Here is an 18,641-nt window from a genome sequence, read left to right as displayed (position 1 = left end):
TAGCCTTATACCACATCGACACTGTCATAAAATTACACTACAGTGGAGAATACCAATCCCGATTATCGCTTTTTTAGATCAGATCCTTTCACCCTATGCTGAATAAAAAACCCCGTATTCCTGCCCCTGTCCAGATTCCTGATGCGTTCAGTTATTTGCAGGGTTTTCGTGATTATCTGATTGCGCAGACTGTCAGCCCGCATACCCGCAATGCCTATTTGTCCGATCTGGTGCAATGTGCAGAATGCCTGAGCAAGCCTCTACCGGAATGGAATCATGATGATATTTCCGATGTACTGATTGCGCTGACCAAACAGCAAAAAAGTCCACGTTCGATTGCCCGCTGCCTGTCTGCCTTGCGTTCATTTTATAAATTTCTGCGCGAGCAAAAACTGCGTAGTGACAATCCGGTGGCTGCACATAAAACCCCAAAACTGGGCCGGGCCTTACCCAAAGATCTCTCCGAAGCAGATGTCGAAGCCTTAATTCATGCCCCTAATATCAACACGGCATTAGGACTGCGTGATCGAGCCATGTTCGAAGTGCTGTATGCCTGCGGACTCCGGGTGACCGAACTGATTAACTTACGTCTGGAACTGATCAACTTAAAACAGGGGTATTTACGTATCGTCGGTAAAGGTAATAAAGAACGCCTGGTTCCGATGGGACAAATGGCTTGTGAATGGGTAGAAAAATATCTGAACGAAGCCCGTCCGCAACTGTATAAGACTTCGACCGATTATCTGTTTCTGACCCAGCATGGCGGCATCATGAGCCGACAGAATTTCTGGTATGCGATTAAGCGTTATGCGCTGCAGGCCGGCATTCAGTCCGAACTGTCACCGCATACCTTACGTCATGCCTTTGCGACACATTTACTCAATCATGGCGCAGACTTACGCGTAGTGCAGATGTTGCTCGGGCATACTGATCTGTCTACCACCCAAATTTATACCCATGTGGCACAGGTACGGATGCAACAGCTGCATGCCACCCATCATCCACGTGCTTAAAACATATCCGGATGGAATAAACTGAGAAGTTTGACGTGTGGGTATTTTTTTTTGTTATGCTAATACTCTGTTTTTAATCCAAGAAGAAAAGGGTTTTTTATGACATTTGCCCGCTCAAAAATTTTTATGGCTTGCACACTTGCTGCTGGTTTGGGTCTGACTGCGTGTTCCAATTCCACTAACAACGATAAAAAGCAAGAGTTGACTGCAAGCGCACCGGCGACGGGCGAAGCCTCTACCCTAACCGAACGTAATGCAGAACAGCGTCTGGCGTCTACGTTGGAAAAGCATTTCAAAACTGCTGGCATCAGTGCCAAAATTACCGACATTAAAGCCACTGAAGTTCCAAACCTGTACTGGGTGAGTCTGGAAGGCATGTCTGCGGTCTATGTCACCAGTGACGGCAAATACCTGATTCAGGGCGATGTGATCCGTCTCGGCGACAAACAGCTACACAATGTCAGCGAAAACCTGCAGGCAGGCATCAACAATAAACTCTTTGCTGAACTCAAGCCAGCAGACTTGCTGGTCTATCCAGCTAAAGGCAAAGCCAAGCATGTGGTCTATGTGTTTACCGATGTCAGCTGTCCGTATTGCCATAAATTCCATGAGCAAATGGATGAGATGAATGCCAAAGGCATTGAAGTGCGTTATATCGCCTGGCCGCGTGGTGAACAGCATATGCCAGCCATGGAAGCGATCTGGTGCAGTGCCGACCGCCGTAGTGCCTTTGACCAGGCGATTGCGGGTGCACAGATTAGTGCAGAGAAGTGTGAAAATCCTGTTCAAGATCAATATCAAATGGGTCTAAATATGGGTGTGAATGGTACCCCTGCCATTTATAATTCAGCAGGTACTTATCTAGGTGGTTATATGTCTACATCGGAATTATTGAATCGGCTTAAATAACTCATTTTAATACGTTATTTAACTTTATTTTATAGATAAAGATATTCTGAAATGACCCTAGAGTCAGGCGGGTTTTTTAGCTATGATCTAGGCTCTTGTAAAAAACTGTTTAATTTGGAGTGTGACGTGAAACCAGTTCGTCTGGCAATCCTCGGTCTTGGTACTGTAGGTGGTGGTGCCTTGAAACTATTAAAAGAAAATGCTGCTGAGATCAAACGTCGCACCGGTCGTGAAATTGAAATTACCCATGTAGGCACCCGTCGTCCACGTCCTGATCTGGATCTGCCAGAATCGGTTAAACAAAGTGCCGACTTGATGGACATCGTACGTCAACCTGATGTAGACGTCGTGGTTGAAGTCATGGGCGGAATTCATCCTGCTTTTGAAATTATTATGGAAGCCATGAAACATGGCAAACATATTGTAACGGCCAACAAAGCACTCTTGGCTGAACACGGCAACGAACTGTTTAAAGTGGCTGAAGACAATGCCGTACAGATTGCCTATGAAGCCGCAGTGGCTGGTGGCATTCCGATTATTAAAGTGATTCGTGAAGGTCTGGCAGCCAACAAGATTGAATGGCTGGCCGGTATTATTAACGGTACGGGTAACTTCATTCTCAGTGAAATGCGTGAAAAAGGCCGTGCTTTTGAAGATGTGCTGAAAGAGGCTCAAGAACTGGGTTATGCTGAAGCTGATCCGACCTTTGATGTGGAAGGTATTGATGCTGCGCACAAGCTCACCATTCTGGCCTCATGTGCCTTTGGTATTCCGCTACAGTTTGACAAAGTCTTTACTGAAGGCATTGGCAAAGTCACTGCACAAGACGTGAAATATGCCGAAGACCTCGGTTTCCGGATTAAACACCTAGGTATTGCTCGCCGTACCGATGCCGGGATTGAACTTCGTGTACACCCGACCCTGATTCCAGATGACCAGCTGATTGCCAATGTGAATGGTGTAAAAAATGCGGTTCTGGTACAAGCTAATGCGGTCGGCCCTACACTGTACTATGGCGCTGGCGCAGGTGCAGGACCAACGGCTTCTGCGGTTGTTGCCGATGTGGTCGATATTGTTCGTGACATCATTTATACAGAAGATGGCGCAGGCACCATTCCACAACTGGCTTTTGAAGCGCTCAGTGATTTACCGATCTTGAGTCGTGAACAAATGACTACCGGCTATTACATCCGTATTAATGCCGAAGATCAGATGGGCGTGCTTGCCGATGTCACCACGATTCTCAGTCGTGCCGGCATCAGTATTGATGCGATCATGCAGCAACCACGTTTATCCAAAGACCTTATTCCTATCGTGATTCTGACTGATCCTATCGTCGAATCAAAAATGGATGCAGCGCTTTCACAAATTCAAGCATTACCCGTCATTCATGGCGAAATTGTACGAATTCGTTTAGAATCGCTTGATAATTAATCGGGTTGAGGGGAGGATTCCCCTTGCCAAGCTCTACACACAATTGGAACATCATCATGTCGAATGCCAATCGTTATACTGGTTTAGTTGACCGCTATCGCGACCGTTTACCAGTGTCTGCAACTACTCGTGCGATCTCTTTGGGTGAAGGTAATACTCCACTGATCAAGCTTGAGAATATTCCACGCATTATTGGTAAAGATGTTGAAATTTATGTGAAGTACGAGGGCTTAAACCCGACTGGTTCATTTAAAGACCGCGGTATGACTATGGCGGTGACCAAAGCCGTTGAAGAAGGCTCTAAAGCCATCATCTGCGCATCTACTGGTAACACCTCTGCAGCAGCGGCTGCATACGCTGCGCGTGCCGGCATTAAAGCATTCGTGCTCATCCCTGAAGGCAAAATTGCCATGGGTAAAATGGCACAAGCGATGATGTATGGTGCGATCACCATGCAAATTCGCGGTAACTTCGATGACGGTATGCGTCTAGTTAAGGAAGTTGCCGATCAGGCTCCGGTGACGATTGTAAATTCAATCAACCCGTACCGCCTGCAAGGTCAAAAAACCATTGCTTATGAAATTGTTGAAGCTTTAGGTCGTGCACCGGATTATCACTGCCTGCCTGTAGGTAACGCGGGTAACATCACTGCACACTGGATGGGTTATACCGAAGCGGTGGCTAACCAGTCGAAAGAAGAATTTGAGCAAGTCGTTTACGATGCTGAAACTGATGCTTTCACTGGTCCTAAACCGGCTGGCTTGCCAATCATGGCAGGTTACCAAGCCTCTGGTGCTGCACCGTTCCTTCGTGGCGGTCCAGTAGAAAACCCGGAAACTGTTGCAACTGCGATTCGTATCGGCAATCCGCAAAGCTTCAATCATGCTAAAGCGGTTGTTCGTGATTCAAACGGCTGGTTCGATGAACTGACTGATGCGGAGATTCTCGAAGCTCAACGTCTGCTTTCTATGTATGAAGGTGTGTTCGTAGAGCCGGCATCTGCTGCGTCTGTGGGTGGTGCGATCCGTGATATTAAAGCGGGTAAAATTGCTGAAGGTTCAGTGATCGTATGTACCGTAACGGGTAACGGTCTGAAAGATCCAGACACTGCCATCAAGCAATGTGCTGATGCTGTGATGCTGTCGATTGATGCGACCATGACTCAAGTTAAAGACTCTATTCTGTCGAATATGTAATTTCGGCCAGAATTAAAAAAACCCTGCAAGTGCAGGGTTTTTTTTATGAACCAATCAATTAGATTCGTTTAGGTTGCTGGCTAACCCAACTCATTAAACGGGTCGCATCATTGGTACGCGCCTGTGAGCTGTTTGCACCTAAAAGTACCACTGCCACAGGACGGTTATTCAGAGTGGTGTGCATCACCACACAGCGCCCTGCTTCATTAATAAAACCGGTTTTAGAAATATTGATATTCCATCCGCCATTACGTACCAAGGCATTGGTATTATTCGATTTCAATACACGATAACCCAAGTTAAAGTCATAGCTTGGCGTGGTCGAGAACTGACGAATCAGGCCGTATTGAGAGGCCGTATTTACCAAGATTCCCAAGTCACGAGCTGATGCCACGTTACCCGGATGCAAACCTGTTGATTCCATAAAGCGAGTGGAGTTCATTCCCAGCTCTTTAGCTTTTGCATTCATTTTGGCAATAAACGCTGATCGACCACCGGGATAGGTCCGTGCCAAAGCGGCTGCAGCCGGATTCTCGGACTTCATCAGAGCAAACAGTAAAGCTTCAGCACGGTTCATGCTGTCCCCTGCTCTTAAAGTCGAGCTTGAGCTTTTACAGCCTGAACAGGAAAAATCAGCCTGTTGCAGGGTGATTTTTTCCGACATATTCAGACGTGCATCAGAAATCACCACCGCTGTCATCAGCTTGGTAATCGATGCAATCGGATAGGCAGTATTGGTATTTTTGCTAAACAGCACTTCACCGGTTTGCGCATCCATGACCAGTGCAGCCCGTGCATTGACAGAAGGTTGATTACTAAAATGATTAGTATCAATAATCTGCGGCGCAGTATAAGCAGGTTTGATTACTGCTGGCGCTGCTGTGCCGGCCTGACGCAAAGTGGTGGTCACTGTTGCAGACCCGGGTGGCGAAGGCTCATTGGCTGACGCATTAAAATCATCGCTCATTAACTGGTTAACTTCTTCAGAAGACCAACTAATGCTGGAACCGCCCTCTGCCGTGCCAGAATTCATAATGATTTCAGCAAAACTTGTCGTGCTCATGCTGATTAACACGGACAGGCCGAGTAGATGCCTTAAAGACTTGTTTATTTTCTTCACTATTCCTTCACTCAACTAACAGAGGTAAGATTGATTTGCGTATTATCTCTAATATGCCTTACATTTAAACACAATGCCGAACATTTTTTGTTCTTGACACTGTGTGATAAGTTTCAGATTTAATCTTGCGAATAGGATTGCTAATTTTGTACTTTCATTGCAAGCTTATTTTGCTTTATGTAACAAAAAAATGATTTTTTTAACAGAGGGAGAGCGTAGGTGATCACAGTTTTAGTTGTGGACGACCATGAATTAGTTCGTACTGGAATTTGCAGAATGCTAGAAGACCATGCGGAGGTTCAGGTAATTGGACAAGCTGAATCTGGTGAAGAAGCGATCTCTCTGGTTCGTCAACATCATCCTAATGTAGTTTTGTTAGATGTAAATATGCCGGGCATTGGCGGCGTAGAAACCACGCGCCGTCTACTTCAGAGTGCGCCGGAAACCAAAGTTCTAGCGGTCAGCGGTCTGGCAGAAGAACCTTATCCCTCCCTGTTATTGAAAGCCGGTGCCAAAGGCTATATTACTAAAGGGGCCCCGATTTCGGAAATGGTCCGTGCGATTAATAAAGTCATGCAAGGCGGCAAATATTTCAGTGCCGACATTGCGGAACAGTTAGCCAGCTCTTACCTTTCTGATACACAACAATCCCCTTTTGATGCATTGTCAGAACGTGAAATGCAAGTGGCGATGATGGTGGTGAATTGTATCAGCGCCCAGGAAATTGCCGACAAGCTCTTTGTTAGTGTTAAAACCGTGAATACTTATCGTTACCGTATTTTTGAAAAACTGAATATCGATAGCGATGTCAAACTGACTCATCTGGCGATGCGCTATGGACTCATTAAACCTTAGCCTTTGACGAGTCGCGGTGCATATGGCACAACAATCCAGTTATTCTGCACTCAATCAATATCATCTTGGTATCTGGTATAGCGCCTATCGCCTGCTAATCAGCACCGGCCTGCTGCTGATTTTTCTGCTAACCTACCCTGAACTCACCACCGATTATCAATACCCGCAGCTGTATTATTATGCGCTGGGAATCGGGGTTGCGATCAATACCGTACAGCTGTTTGCGCTGAAATGGATCAGACGACTGATCCAGCCGCAGCTGGTCATGATTTTCTTTAGCGATGTCTGCATTTTAAGTTTGCTGACTTTGGCGAGCGACGGTCCTAATCTGCAAATCGGGCTGCTGTTTGTGATTACCATCTTTTCTGCATCTTTATTATTAGATGCAAAAAAGGCCTTAGTCGTCACGCTGGTTGCTGTTATCAGCGTAATTTATCAGCATTTTATCGGCAGTATTTTTGCATTTTCATCACTCAGCAATATCAGTAATAGCGCCTTGCTGGCCTTTTTATTTTTTGTGGTCTATGGCACTGGGCAGATCGCCATACGCCGTTTTCAGATTCTGGAAAATCTAAATTTTTCTCAATCGCTGGAACTGCATCGCTTACAGAATATTAACCGCTATATTCTGGAGCAGATTGAAACCGGCTATCTGGTTCTGGATGAAAACTACCATGTGGTACTCAGTAATCCTGCCGCCTGTAATCTTCTTGGAATTGAGTCCAAATACGGCCATGAGAAATTCACTTTATCTCAGTCACAGCCAGATTTATTTGAACTGATCCATTTTGAGACACTGGAAAATGGTGAGCGCTTTCAGTTTGAATCTCAGCAAAGTCGCTATAATATTCATGTGCAGGTGCAAAAACTGATTGTGCCACATCAGACTCTAATGCTACTGGTGTTACAGGATGCCAAAAAACTGAATCAGCAGGTGCAGCAACTTAAACTTGCTGCACTGGGTCAACTCTCGGCCAGTATTGCCCATGAAATTCGCAACCCCCTAGCTGCCATTGTGCAAGCCAATGATTTATATCTGGACTCGGAAACTGAACAGCAACAGCTACTCCAGCAGATGATTGGCCGACAGGCGACCCGGATTGACCGGATTATTCAGGACACGCTGAATATGGTCAAAAATAAAGAAACCCATCCTATACCGATTCATCTCAATGATTTTATCCCGTTATTTATCCAAGAAGATCTGGCCGATATTCATGATCAGATTCAATTTAATATTGATATCCCGCTGGTGATTCAGTTTGATGAAGCACAATTCAGGCAAATCCTGATTAATCTGATTCGTAATGCCATTCGCCACAATTCAGCAGATGCTACTTATATTCAGCTGAATGTGCATCCTTATGAACATCGGGTCTGGATTGACGTACGGGATTTTGGCTCTGGCGTAGCCGTACATGATCAGGCCTTATTGTTTAAACCCTTTTTTAGCACATCGATTAGTGGTACCGGATTAGGATTGTATTTATCACATAGTTTTTGCGAAGCAAATCAGGCACAATTAAACTATATACAACAAGAACAGGGCGCATGCTTTCGCATCAGCTGTCAACGTATTACGCTTTAAAGGGGTCAAGGAAGATGAATGGGGAACAACAACCACTGGTGCTCTTGGTGGATGATGAGGAGGATTTATGTACCCTCATGCAAATGTCATTGCTGCGCATGGGAATTCGCACGCACATTGCCCATCGTTTGGAAGACGCTAAAAAATGCCTTGCCAATCATCAATATGATGCCTGTCTGACTGACCTAAACCTGCCCGATGGCAATGGTTTGGAGTTACTGGACTGGATTGGCAGCCTCTATCCGGCACTTCCGGTCGCAGTTCTGACCGCCTATGGCAACATGGAAATCGCCATTGCTGCGCTCAAAGCCGGGGCCTTTGATTTTGTCAGCAAACCGATCAATCAGAAACATCTGGAACAACTCTTACAAAAAGCCCTGAATAAACCGGTGGATTATTCGCATAATAATCCAAATGAAGCGCTTGAACATAAAATGCTGATTGGACAATCCCTGCCGATCCAGCAACTACGTATTACCTTACAAAAAATTGCCCGATCCCAAGCACCGGTTTTTATCACTGGTGAATCGGGAACAGGTAAAGAAGTCGTGGCCAATCTGGTCCATCGCCTGAGTAACCGCAATGAAGGTCCTTTTATTGCGATTAACTGTGGCGCCATTCCGACTGAGTTGATGGAAAGTGAACTGTTTGGACATAAAAAAGGCAGCTTTACCGGCGCTGCTCAGGACAAACAGGGACTGATTCAATCTGCCCATGGTGGCAGTCTGTTTCTGGATGAAATTGCAGAATTACCGCTTTCTATGCAGGTCAAATTGTTACGTGCCGTACAGGAAAAACGTATTCGTCCACTCGGTTCGGATACCGAAATTGATGTGGATTTCCGTGTGATCAGTGCCACGCATCAGGATCTGGAAGCCTTGGTGCAACAAGGCAAATTCCGTCAGGATTTATATTTCCGTATTCATGTGATGGACCTGACTTTACCGCCACTACGTGAACGCGGCCAGGATATTCTGTTATTGGCCGAACACTTTATTCAGAAGATTTGCCAGGAATGGGGCATTCCCAATAAAAAACTGACCGAACGTAGCAAAGAGTTCTTATTGGGACAATATTATCCAGGTAATGTGCGTGAATTGCGTAATATTATGGAACGCGCAATTACTTTAAGTGATGAAGAGCGGATTGATCTTCAGCATTTGCAGAGTGCACCGCTACGTCATGCGCTTAACAGCCCTCAGGAGATAAATACGCTCACGAGCGAGATCATTGCGACCGAAACCCTGATTGCACCTAAAAAGCTGCCTGAAGAGGGTCTAGAACTATATTTGGAAAAGGTCGAGAAAGAAATTTTACTGAATGCGCTGAATCTGACCCATTGGAACCGGACACTGGCCGCCAAAAAACTCGGCATGTCATTCCGTTCCCTGCGCTATCGTTTGAAAAAGTTCGGACTGGATACCGAAGAAGACGAATAATTATTTTTGCAGGAGCAGCAAGTCTGTGACATGTTCCAGATAACTCTCCTCACGCATTTCCTGCTTAAACGGATAGTTGAAATGCGGCTGTACGCCCCGCCCTTCAATCATCTGGCCACTCGGGCTAAAGTATTGCGATACTGTCATCTGTAGAGCCGAACCGTTGCTTAAAGGAAAGAGTTTCTGTACTACGCCTTTGCCATAGCTTTTTTCGCCTACGACCCAGGCACGGTTATGTTCTTTCAGGGCTGCTGTAAACACTTCTGCTGCAGAAGCCGAGCGGTTATTAATCAATACCCCAACTTTCAGATTCTGAAACTCAAAACTCGGCAAGGCCTGAAATTGCTGATTACCTTCAGCGCGGCTTTTGGTCGACACAATCACGCCCTGATTCAAAAATAAATCGGCAGATTCAACTGCAGCCGAGAGTAAGCCACCGGGATTATTGCGTAAATCAAATAGCACGGCTTTTAAGCGCTTGTCGGCATGGCTTTCAATCAGGCGCTTGATTTCATTGGCAGTATCTTGCTGAAAAACCTTGACCTGTAAAATCAGCACCTGATTATTGTGCAAGCTCGATTTAATTTCAGTATCCAGTTTGGTATTGCGGACCAGACGAACGGCCGGACTTTGCGGGGAAAGCTGGATCAGGAGCGTAGAGCCAACGGCTCCGCTCAATAACTGCCGGACTTGTTCCTGATTCAGGCTATTTAATACCTGATCGTCAATTTTATAAACCGTGACGCCATTTCGAAGTCCCTGCTTGGCTGAATCAGCATCGGAACTCAGTCCCTGAACTACCCATTGCTTCAACCGCGGGTCAAATTGCAGATCAAAATCAATGCTGGCCAGATCACCTTCGGTATATTCACGCAGTTGCTTATAATCTTCAGGCGACAAATAACGGGAATAGCGGTCTAAGCCACTGACCAGACCCTGAATGGCCTGCTGGAATAAGGCATCGTCATTTTTATCTTGAATATAATTGTCTTTTACGATGCCATAAATTTGTACGAATTCTTGAATGGATGCCACAGGAATTTCGGAATAGACCTGCCCATCCATTTCCATATCATCGAATGCCGGCTCATTTGAACCCGCACCCCAAGCTGAATGACTCAAACACATCAGTAAGCATGGTATTACAACAGACTTCCAGCGTGTTCTTGCCATTCTTTGACCTTTTTAGAATTTTATCGAAAATTATGCATCAAGCTGAATCAGGTTACGACCTTGCATTTCAGCAGGTACCGGAACTTGCATCAGGTTTAATAAAGTCGGTGCGACATCTGCCAGCACCCCACCTTCCACGATTGTGGCCTGAGTTGGGCCGACATAAATAAACGGAACCAATTCAGTCGTATGCTGAGTATGTACCTGACCACTGTGATAGTCCTGCATCTGCTCTACGTTACCATGATCGGCAGTCACAATCATATGACCTTTTTGCGCCATCACGGCTTCGTAAACCCGACCGAGACAGGTATCAACCGCTTCAACTGCTTTTACTGCAGCATCGAATACGCCAGTATGGCCGACCATATCCCCATTGGCATAATTCACCACCAGCAGGTCAAATTCACCTGAATTGATCGCAGCAACCAGTTCATCGGTAACTTCATAAGCACTCATTTCCGGTTTAAGGTCATAAGTGGCCACGTTTGGCGATGGAATCAGGATACGTTTTTCACCCGGATATTCATCTTCACGACCGCCACTGAAGAAGAAGGTCACATGCGCATACTTTTCTGTTTCCGCGATACGCAGCTGGGTTTTACCCAGGTTAGAGAGGTATTCGCCAATCGAGTTGACCAATGCTTCAGGCATATACGCCACAGGTGCATCAATCGTAGCTTGATAACGCGTCAACATGACAAATCTCGCCAGATTTGGCACGACTTTGCGCTCGAAACCAGTAAAGTCTTTTTCTACAAATGCGCGAGTCAATTCACGGGCACGATCGGCACGGAAGTTCATGAATACAACGCTGTCACCATCCTGGATTTTTGCCAGCTCGCCAATACGGGTGGCTTTAACAAATTCGTCAGACTCATCTGCGGCATAGGCTTGTTCGAGACCTTCAACTGCGCTAGCAGCTGTACGAACCGCTTCACCTTCAGTCAACAAGCGATAGGCCTGTTCAACACGATCCCAACGGTTGTCACGATCCATGGCAAAATAACGGCCGATCATGCTGGCAATACGACCTTGACCTGGATATTGAGCGAATAAGGCATCGAGTTTTTCTAAAGAAGGTTGTGCGCTTTTAGGCGGCGTATCACGACCATCTAAGAATGCATGTAAATAGACTTGCGCACCGCGTTTTAGCGCTAGCTCTGCCATCGCCACAATATGATCTTCATGGGAGTGCACACCACCTTCAGACAAAAGGCCAAGCAAATGTACTGCCCCACCTGCAGCTTTGGCTTTCTCAACTGCATCGACCAGAACTTCATGTTCAAAGAAGTCGCCCGTACGAATGTCTTTGGTAATCCGGGTAAAGTCCTGATACAGCACACGACCTGCGCCGAGGTTCATATGTCCGACTTCCGAGTTACCCATCTGGCCATCTGGCAGGCCGACATCTTCACCTGAACCCGAGATCAAACCATGCGGATGCTTGTCCTGTATCGCAGTTAAATTTGGTCGTTTAGCTGCTAAAAACGCATTGTCTTCGACCGCTTCGCGATGACCCACACCATCCATAATCACCAAAATGTGAGGGATTTTGCCAGCAGTTGCATCCGTCATAATGAAATACTCTGTTCGTCTACGAATTAATCGCTCTATTTTAGCGAAGTTTATAAAAAGAGGCCATGACCCGTATATGGTTTAAGCCTCTCATGATGATTGATTTGTTCTATTTTCCTGTACCTTAGCGTGCCCGATGCAGCAAGTATCCGCCGATGCCGAACATGATCAGAATCGGAATAAACACGAACCAGGCCGGAGACGGTGCATAGATCAAGCTGGCATAGCCGAGGAAATCCTGCAGATAGAAGAAACCCAGTCCGGCAAATAAAGCTATCACCAGACGAAAACCCATGGATTGCTGACGTAATGGCCCGAAGATAAATGAACAGGCGATCACTACTAGTGCAATCAGGGCAAAAGGCGAGCCGAGTTTTTGCCAGAAGGCCAGCTGATAGGTTTTAGGCACCTGGCTGTATTCATGCATATAGCTCATGAAACTGACCAGTTGACTCGGCGATAAATCTTCAGGATCAATCGTCACCATATGCACATATTTAGGCTGTAATGCTAGCGCTAAAGGTTGCTGTTGCTGCTTAACCAGTGTGGCATTACCATTTTGGAGAATATCGAACTGCTCTGTGTTGTCCAGCGTCCAGGAACCATCTTTAACAAATTGGCCCTGATCTGCCTGCAAGGTACCGCGCAAACGATAGTTCTGGTCAAAGTCCAGCATCTGCACATTTTTCAACTGACCTTGCGAGTTAGCATAATCGATATAAATAAAGCGCTGCCCTTCCCGAGTCCAGTAACCACGAACTTCACCGAGCTGAGCGGCTTTACTGGCACTTTTTACGCTTTTGGCCTGTTCATTGGTATAAGGAATGACCCACTCGCTCAGGGCAAATGACAACACCACCAACAACAGTGCTGAACGGATCACCCACCCGACAATACGCCATAAGCTCACGCCGACCGAACGCATCACAATCAGCTCACTATTCGAGGCTAATGTACCAAGACCTAAAACTGCACCAATCAGTGCAGAAATCGGCAGGATTTCATATAAATAATTTGGTGCGCCCCAAAGCACATATTTCAAGGCATCCCAGGCACCATAACCATCTTTGAGCGAACCAAGCTCACCCAGATAAGTAAATAATACCTGTAAACCCGCCAATACCGCGGTTGCACCCAGCATCGCCAGCGCAGTGGTTTGGGTCACATGTTTTGCAACTATACGACGTGCCAACATTGTTAAGACCTCACTCGCTGAATCTGTTTCTTGATTTTCGGGCCTAATTTCTGTTTACGCGAGAACAAGGCACCCGCAATTGCATAGGCAATCAGAATCAATGGATAGGCCCAAATGCCCATTTCTTCTTTACTGATCCGCGTCTTCACTGCCATCAGGACCACAATCAGACTGGCAAAAATCATGAGGGCAGGAAATAACTTGAGATATCGACCCTGTCGTGGACTCACTTCAGACAAGGCCACAGCCAGAATCAGGGCAATCAGAATCGCAAAAGGAACAAACACCCGCCAGCCCAACTCACTGGCCACCACAGGATCCTGACGGTTCTGCCACAATTGCGAGGTCGGTAAGGCCTCAACTTCAGTACTGGCAAATTGCGCTTCTTCATCGCTTTCTAAGCGCAGACGATAGCTTTCAAATTCAGCTTGAGTATATTGCGGTGTACCCGGATAGATCTCATAACGGCGTCCATTAACCAGATCGACCACATTGGCAGCATCATTCGGTACTTCAATTCGGGTGGCTTCCTGCGCCAGAATCATCACATCCGGTTTGCCTTCTTTTTCCGCACGCTGATAAAAGAAAATATCTTTTAAATTTTTACGGTCTTCTGACAGGTCACCGGCATAAATGGTATAGGGCCCAGAGGAGATAAATTCTTTCGGTCGCACCAGGTCAAAGCCGGTACGTACCGCCTGACTGGTGGTCAGGGCTTCAAACTGGCGAATGCCCCACGGCGCAGCCCAAAGCATCAATCCGGCCTGAGCAATCAAAAACACCAGGGTCATCGGCACCAGTAGACGCGCCAATTGATGCCGACTGACGCCACTGCCATTCATCACCGCCATTTCATGATCGACATATAAACGGCCAAACACCAACATCAGTCCAATAAAGAAACCAAGTGGAAGAATCAGGGTCAAGAATTCAGGCAAACGGTAGCCAATAATGCTAAATAAAATGCCTGCATCCAGACGGCCTTGCGCCGCGACACCAAAATACTTGATCAGTCGACCGCCCATCATGATCAAGGTCAATAAGGCAATCACCACTAAGGATGTCGAGACAACTTGCTTGACCAGATAACGCCGAATAATCAAATTAATTCTTCCAAAATAAGGTCCATAAAACGAGTGCTAGTTTACCCGAATAGCAAAAATATAAAACCTAGGCCGCCCTGCCCATTGAAAATCTATTCGGATAAATGTTTCAATGACTGAATGATTTACCCATCTAGACAGGCGTGAAAACAGAATATGAAACTTACAATTAATACGTCATTCCCAGAGAATGGATCAAGTCAATCTTTGTTGATTTTAGTTGACTCGGAACAACTTCAGAATACAACCGCAACCTATCAAATCAATAATTTAGACACATTAATTGAAGCCTCTCAATTCAAGGCAGCGTTGGCAGAAAGCCTGAGCCTGATTGGTCAGGTGAGCCAGTCCAGCCATGCAGCGCTGATTGGTTTAGGCAAGGTCGCTGAACTGCAACCGGCAAAACTTGCAAAAATCGCGCAAACTATTATTCAAGTCACTCAAAAAAAATTCAAACAGATTTCTATAGATCTGACACAACTTCCACAAGAATTCCATTATCTGTTTGCGCTCTTCCTGACTCAGGCCAGCTATGGTTATGATGAATATAAATCCAAGAAGAATGAATTTGTGCTCGAGCAGATCGACCTGATTGCCACTCATAGCGTCTTAACTACCGAACAGTTGCAACTGGTACAAGCAGTGCAAAGCGGACAAAATCTGGCACGTGACCTGGGCAACCGTCCGGGCAATATCTGTTTCCCTGAATATCTTGCAGAACAGGCGGTGGCTTTGGCGGCTGAATATCCAGACCTACTTAAAGTCACAGTGCTGGATGAACAGCAAATGGCAGATTTAGGCATGGGCGCCTTCCTTGCGGTAAGTAAAGGTTCAGAGCGTCCTGGTCGGATTATCAGCATGGAATATCAGTCAGAGCGTAGCGAAGCACCGGTAGTCTTGGTGGGTAAAGGCATTACGTTTGATACCGGCGGTATTTCCCTTAAACCAGGCGCAGGCATGGACGAGATGAAATACGACATGTGCGGTGCAGCCTCTGTACTCGGTACAATGCGTGCATTGTGCGAAGCCCGCTTACCTCTACATGTGGTGGGAACCATCGCTGCAGCAGAAAACATGCCTTCAGGTAAAGCCACCCGTCCTGGTGATATCGTAACGACCATGAGCGGTCAGACGGTTGAAATCCTGAATACCGATGCCGAAGGCCGTCTGGTGCTGTGTGATACCCTGACTTATGTAAAACGTTTTAACCCTGCTTTAGTGATTGATATCGCAACCTTAACCGGTGCCTGTGTGGTCGCTTTGGGTTCAGTGCTGACGGGTCTGTTCACGCCAGATGATAAACTGGCAGCAGAACTGGAAGCTGCCGGCCAGCATTCCTTTGACCGGGTATGGCGTATGCCGGTACTGGAAGACTATCAGGAACAACTGGATTCACCATTTGCCGACATTGGCAATATCGGTGGTCCAAAAGCTGGTTCTGTGACTGCAGCCTGCTTCCTGCAACGTTTTACCCGTGAATATCGCTGGGCACATCTGGATGTTGCAGGTACGGCATGGAACTCAGGTACCAATAAAGGTGCAACCGGCCGTCCAGTTCCATTATTGATGCAATTCCTGACGAGTCGCGTTCAAAGCAATGGCTAAAGTCAGCTTTTATTTATTTGAAAAAAGCCCTGAACGACAAGTGGACAGCACTTGTCGTTTATGCCGTAAGATTCTGCGCCAGCCGGCGCGAATCTGGTTATTGTGTGCCGATACAGATTTGCAACAGCAGCTGGATGAACGCCTGTGGAGTTTTGATCCCGCGAGTTTTATTCCGCATGGTATTGACCAGCCTCAGGCGACGGTCTGTATTTCGGCAACACTGCCGGAACAGTCCGACTGGATTATTTTCAATTTTAATCCGGAAGCACTTGAACCTTACACAAAATTTAGTCACATTATTGAGATCATTGAAAACCATGAAACGGCTAAACAGCTGGGTCGTGAAAAATTCAAGCAATATCGTCGTTTAGGTATTGAACCGGACACCCATAAGCTTTAACCGATATCACCCACAAGGAGAGGCACGTGGCATTAAATGTAGGTCCCGATTTTAAACAGCGCTGGTTAAATGTGCCGGAAGCTGTACGTCAGACCTTTATCGATGACCTCTCTCGGATCTGCGATATTTTAAAACCAGAAACGTCTTTGGAAGAATGGCAGAGTCGCGACCAGCGCTTACAGCAAGAATCTGAACGCAAGATTGAAGCTGCCTATGCACAGCGCAAGGCCGAATTAATTGAAGAAGCCCGTATTCGCAAACAGCTCGCGCTTGAAAAAGCCTTGGCCGAGAAACGTGCTGAAGAACAGGCCTATCAAGAACAGCTACGTCATGAGGAACAGCGTAAATTTAGCGAACAGAGTCAGGTGCTTGCTGAAATAAATACGCATCTAGAGGCTGAAGTGCAGCACTATGTCGCACGTTATGCAAAAAATCCTGAGACGACTTTTGATTTTGCCAAAGGTCGCATCCAGATTGAGGACCAGTCCATTTTATCCGAATTAGAAAGTGTGCGTTTACGTCTGGAACTTGAGGCAGAAACCGTGATTGAACAGACCGTGAATGCACTTCGTGAAAAAATGCGTGCGGCAGCCAAAGAAGAAATCGAGTATATGCTGAAAAATTCTGAATTTTCTGATCAGCCACGCAATATTTAAATGATCCTTTCACATTAAAAAAGCCCGAAAATTCGGGCTTTTTTATTTTCTATGTCGCATCTTACAAAAAATCTGCCAGCATAAAGGCAGCATTTCCGAGCAGATAGCCAATGCTTAATAAAGTGCCAATCCAGAGGATGCCACCCGCAATATTATAAAAGCTGAATGTGGCAAAGCTCATATGCGCTGAACCGGCAGCAAAAGGGCCAAATGAGCGGACAAAGGGAATAAAACGTGCGATTAAAATAGTTTTACCGCCATGTTTCATAAAATAGTGGTTGGTTTTCACCATATATTCCGGCTTAAAATAGCGTGAATGTTGATTGAAATATTTTAAGCCAAGAACTTTTCCGGTGTAATAATTCACGCTATAGCCCAGCACCGAAGCAGTGAATAACAACAGCCCCATCGAATGCAGGGTCACCAGATCGCTGCTGGCACATAAAGCTCCCACAGCCAGCAATAGACTGTCGCCGGGCAGGAAAAAGAAAAACACTGAACCGGTTTCTGCAAAAATCACCAGAAACAGGATTGCATAAATCCATACCCCATATTGATCGAGCAATAGCGGCAATGACTGTTCCAAGTTAAGTAAAAAATCGAGCATTCGACCCGTCCACCAAGGCAATATTTGCAAGTTGAACTGCTGATTATCCCGAAAAATAAAAAAACAGTCTAATTTTTCAATCAGACTGTTCAGTAAATCAACATTTCTCTTATTTTAAGAAACCATTTTCAGCCAGGAAATCCATACTGATTTTTGATTGTTCAGTGGTTTGGGCGGCTTTATCACCGAGCAATAAACGCTCGATATAACGTGCCAATACATCCACTTCCAGATTGACCTTGCTACCGACTTTCCAGGTACCGATATTGGTACGTTCAGCAGTATGTGGTATCAGGTTCAGACTAATCACGCTACCACGCAAATGATTAATCGTCAGGCTAATACCATCAACTGTAACCGAGCCTTTTTCTGCCAGGTATTTGGCAATTTCAGCAGGTGCAGTGACTTCATAATAAATCGAACGTGCATCTTCACGAACCAGCGTGATTTCACCGACTGCATCCACATGACCTGACACAATATGACCGCCAAAACGCGTAGTCGGCAACATGGCTTTTTCAACATTGACAGGCTGACCGGCTTTCCAGGTGCCGAGCGTGGTCCGGTTCAAGCTTTCACGGGAAACATCAGCCGCATACCAGTTCTCGCCCCAGTCGATCACGGTCAGGCAGATACCATTGCTCGCAATAGAATCACCCAGATGTACATCGGACATGTCCAGATCAGTCTGGATACGCAAACGTACATCACCGCCAACGCTTTGCAGACTTTCGACTTTGCCGAGGCTTTCGATAATACCTGTAAACATT

At 46.1% G+C, this 18,641-nt stretch carries 17 protein-coding genes; 10 read left to right on the top strand and 7 right to left on the bottom strand.

All coding sequences use genetic code 11. From position 1 onward, the window contains the following. The first annotated feature begins 95 nt into the window (after positions 1-95). The 4 genes from xerD to thrC all read left to right on the top strand — a co-directional run bounded on the left by xerD (position 96) and on the right by thrC (position 4,552). Positions 96-1,013 carry a site-specific tyrosine recombinase XerD gene (gene xerD / locus F893_RS01495; protein ID WP_005249692.1) on the top strand — a complete coding sequence of 306 codons (918 nt, stop codon included), beginning with the start codon at positions 96-98 and terminating at the stop codon, positions 1,011-1,013. Between the two features lie 99 nt (positions 1,014-1,112). Then, complete coding sequence (locus tag F893_RS01490; protein WP_005249691.1) at positions 1,113-1,922, top strand: DsbC family protein; 810 nt, start codon at positions 1,113-1,115, stop codon at positions 1,920-1,922. A gap of 126 nt (positions 1,923-2,048) precedes the next feature. Next, on the top strand, positions 2,049-3,356 hold the full coding sequence (locus F893_RS01485; protein WP_034435768.1) for a homoserine dehydrogenase: 1,308 nt from the start codon (positions 2,049-2,051) through the stop codon (positions 3,354-3,356). A gap of 56 nt (positions 3,357-3,412) precedes the next feature. Beyond that, complete coding sequence (gene thrC / locus F893_RS01480) at positions 3,413-4,552, top strand: threonine synthase (RefSeq protein WP_005248423.1); 1,140 nt, start codon at positions 3,413-3,415, stop codon at positions 4,550-4,552. Between the two features lie 58 nt (positions 4,553-4,610). Here thrC and F893_RS01475 read toward each other — a convergent pair whose 3' ends face one another. Next, entirely contained in the window at positions 4,611-5,672 is a 1,062-nt protein-coding gene (locus F893_RS01475) for a serine hydrolase (RefSeq protein ID WP_005249689.1), read from the bottom strand. A 219-nt stretch (positions 5,673-5,891) separates the two neighbouring features. On the opposite strand from F893_RS01475, the gene F893_RS01470 reads away from it, so the two are divergent. Genes F893_RS01470 through F893_RS01460 form a run of 3 tightly spaced genes read left to right on the top strand, consistent with a single transcriptional unit; the run spans position 5,892 to position 9,554 of the window. Further along, complete coding sequence (locus F893_RS01470) at positions 5,892-6,527, top strand: response regulator transcription factor GacA (RefSeq protein WP_005108454.1); 636 nt, start codon at positions 5,892-5,894, stop codon at positions 6,525-6,527. Positions 6,528-6,549: 22 nt separating this feature from the next. Beyond that, positions 6,550-8,115, top strand: coding sequence for a sensor histidine kinase (locus F893_RS01465; protein ID WP_005249688.1), 1,566 nt, complete (start codon positions 6,550-6,552; stop codon positions 8,113-8,115). A gap of 14 nt (positions 8,116-8,129) precedes the next feature. Further along, entirely contained in the window at positions 8,130-9,554 is a 1,425-nt protein-coding gene (locus tag F893_RS01460; protein WP_005249687.1) for a sigma-54-dependent transcriptional regulator, read from the top strand. Here the strand turns inward: F893_RS01460 and F893_RS01455 are convergent, their stop codons facing one another. The 4 genes from F893_RS01455 to lptF all read right to left on the bottom strand — a co-directional run bounded on the left by F893_RS01455 (position 9,555) and on the right by lptF (position 14,603). Then, a complete protein-coding gene (locus tag F893_RS01455) occupies positions 9,555-10,727 on the bottom strand; it encodes a S41 family peptidase (protein WP_005249685.1) in 1,173 nt (390 codons plus the stop codon). A 30-nt stretch (positions 10,728-10,757) separates the two neighbouring features. Next, a complete protein-coding gene (gpmI, locus tag F893_RS01450) occupies positions 10,758-12,305 on the bottom strand; it encodes a 2,3-bisphosphoglycerate-independent phosphoglycerate mutase (RefSeq protein ID WP_005249684.1) in 1,548 nt (515 codons plus the stop codon). 124 nt (positions 12,306-12,429) lie between these two features. Further along, complete coding sequence (gene lptG, locus F893_RS01445; protein WP_004281054.1) at positions 12,430-13,500, bottom strand: LPS export ABC transporter permease LptG; 1,071 nt, start codon at positions 13,498-13,500, stop codon at positions 12,430-12,432. Between the two features lie 2 nt (positions 13,501-13,502). Then, positions 13,503-14,603, bottom strand: a complete 1,101-nt coding sequence (gene lptF / locus F893_RS01440) for an LPS export ABC transporter permease LptF (protein ID WP_005249683.1) — start codon at positions 14,601-14,603, stop codon at positions 13,503-13,505. Between the two features lie 156 nt (positions 14,604-14,759). Between lptF and F893_RS01435 the strand changes: the two genes are divergently transcribed. Genes F893_RS01435 through F893_RS01425 form a run of 3 tightly spaced genes read left to right on the top strand, consistent with a single transcriptional unit; the run spans position 14,760 to position 17,264 of the window. Beyond that, positions 14,760-16,208: a leucyl aminopeptidase gene (locus tag F893_RS01435; protein ID WP_005249682.1), complete on the top strand. Its 1,449-nt coding sequence runs from the start codon at positions 14,760-14,762 to the stop codon at positions 16,206-16,208. Continuing rightward, on the top strand, positions 16,201-16,608 hold the full coding sequence (locus tag F893_RS01430) for a DNA polymerase III subunit chi (protein ID WP_004281051.1): 408 nt from the start codon (positions 16,201-16,203) through the stop codon (positions 16,606-16,608). Before F893_RS01435 ends, F893_RS01430 begins: the two co-directional genes overlap by 8 nt. Before the next feature lie 26 nt (positions 16,609-16,634). Then, complete coding sequence (locus tag F893_RS01425; RefSeq protein ID WP_004281050.1) at positions 16,635-17,264, top strand: cell division protein BlhA; 630 nt, start codon at positions 16,635-16,637, stop codon at positions 17,262-17,264. A 61-nt stretch (positions 17,265-17,325) separates the two neighbouring features. On the opposite strand, the gene F893_RS01420 is transcribed toward F893_RS01425, so the two are convergent. Next, positions 17,326-17,871 carry a VTT domain-containing protein gene (locus F893_RS01420; protein ID WP_004281049.1) on the bottom strand — a complete coding sequence of 182 codons (546 nt, stop codon included), beginning with the start codon at positions 17,869-17,871 and terminating at the stop codon, positions 17,326-17,328. 109 nt (positions 17,872-17,980) lie between these two features. Beyond that, positions 17,981-18,640, bottom strand: coding sequence for a riboflavin synthase (locus tag F893_RS01415; protein ID WP_005249681.1), 660 nt, complete (start codon positions 18,638-18,640; stop codon positions 17,981-17,983). Between the last annotated feature and the right edge of the window lies 1 nt (position 18,641).

Source organism: Acinetobacter sp. CIP 102136, from assembly GCF_000369685.1.
Taxonomy (GTDB): Bacteria; Pseudomonadota; Gammaproteobacteria; order Pseudomonadales; family Moraxellaceae; genus Acinetobacter; species Acinetobacter fasciculus.
The sequence above is the reverse complement of the archived record's forward strand: the minus strand, read 5'-3'. Positions and strand labels throughout refer to the sequence as shown.

Excerpts from the sequence above, each read along its gene's own strand:
- xerD (WP_005249692.1), top strand. The coding sequence starts at position 96 with ATGCTGAATAAAAAACCCCGTATTCCTGCCCCTGTCCAGATTCCTGAT.
- F893_RS01490 (WP_005249691.1), top strand. The coding sequence starts at position 1,113 with ATGACATTTGCCCGCTCAAAAATTTTTATGGCTTGCACACTTGCTGCT.
- thrC (WP_005248423.1), top strand. The coding sequence starts at position 3,413 with ATGTCGAATGCCAATCGTTATACTGGTTTAGTTGACCGCTATCGCGAC.
- F893_RS01465 (WP_005249688.1), top strand. The coding sequence starts at position 6,550 with ATGGCACAACAATCCAGTTATTCTGCACTCAATCAATATCATCTTGGT.
- F893_RS01460 (WP_005249687.1), top strand. The coding sequence starts at position 8,130 with ATGAATGGGGAACAACAACCACTGGTGCTCTTGGTGGATGATGAGGAG.
- F893_RS01455 (WP_005249685.1), bottom strand. The coding sequence starts at position 10,727 with ATGGCAAGAACACGCTGGAAGTCTGTTGTAATACCATGCTTACTGATG.
- gpmI (WP_005249684.1), bottom strand. The coding sequence starts at position 12,305 with ATGACGGATGCAACTGCTGGCAAAATCCCTCACATTTTGGTGATTATG.
- lptG (WP_004281054.1), bottom strand. The coding sequence starts at position 13,500 with ATGTTGGCACGTCGTATAGTTGCAAAACATGTGACCCAAACCACTGCG.
- F893_RS01435 (WP_005249682.1), top strand. The coding sequence starts at position 14,760 with ATGAAACTTACAATTAATACGTCATTCCCAGAGAATGGATCAAGTCAA.
- F893_RS01430 (WP_004281051.1), top strand. The coding sequence starts at position 16,201 with ATGGCTAAAGTCAGCTTTTATTTATTTGAAAAAAGCCCTGAACGACAA.
- F893_RS01420 (WP_004281049.1), bottom strand. The coding sequence starts at position 17,871 with ATGCTCGATTTTTTACTTAACTTGGAACAGTCATTGCCGCTATTGCTC.
- F893_RS01415 (WP_005249681.1), bottom strand. The coding sequence starts at position 18,640 with ATGTTTACAGGTATTATCGAAAGCCTCGGCAAAGTCGAAAGTCTGCAA.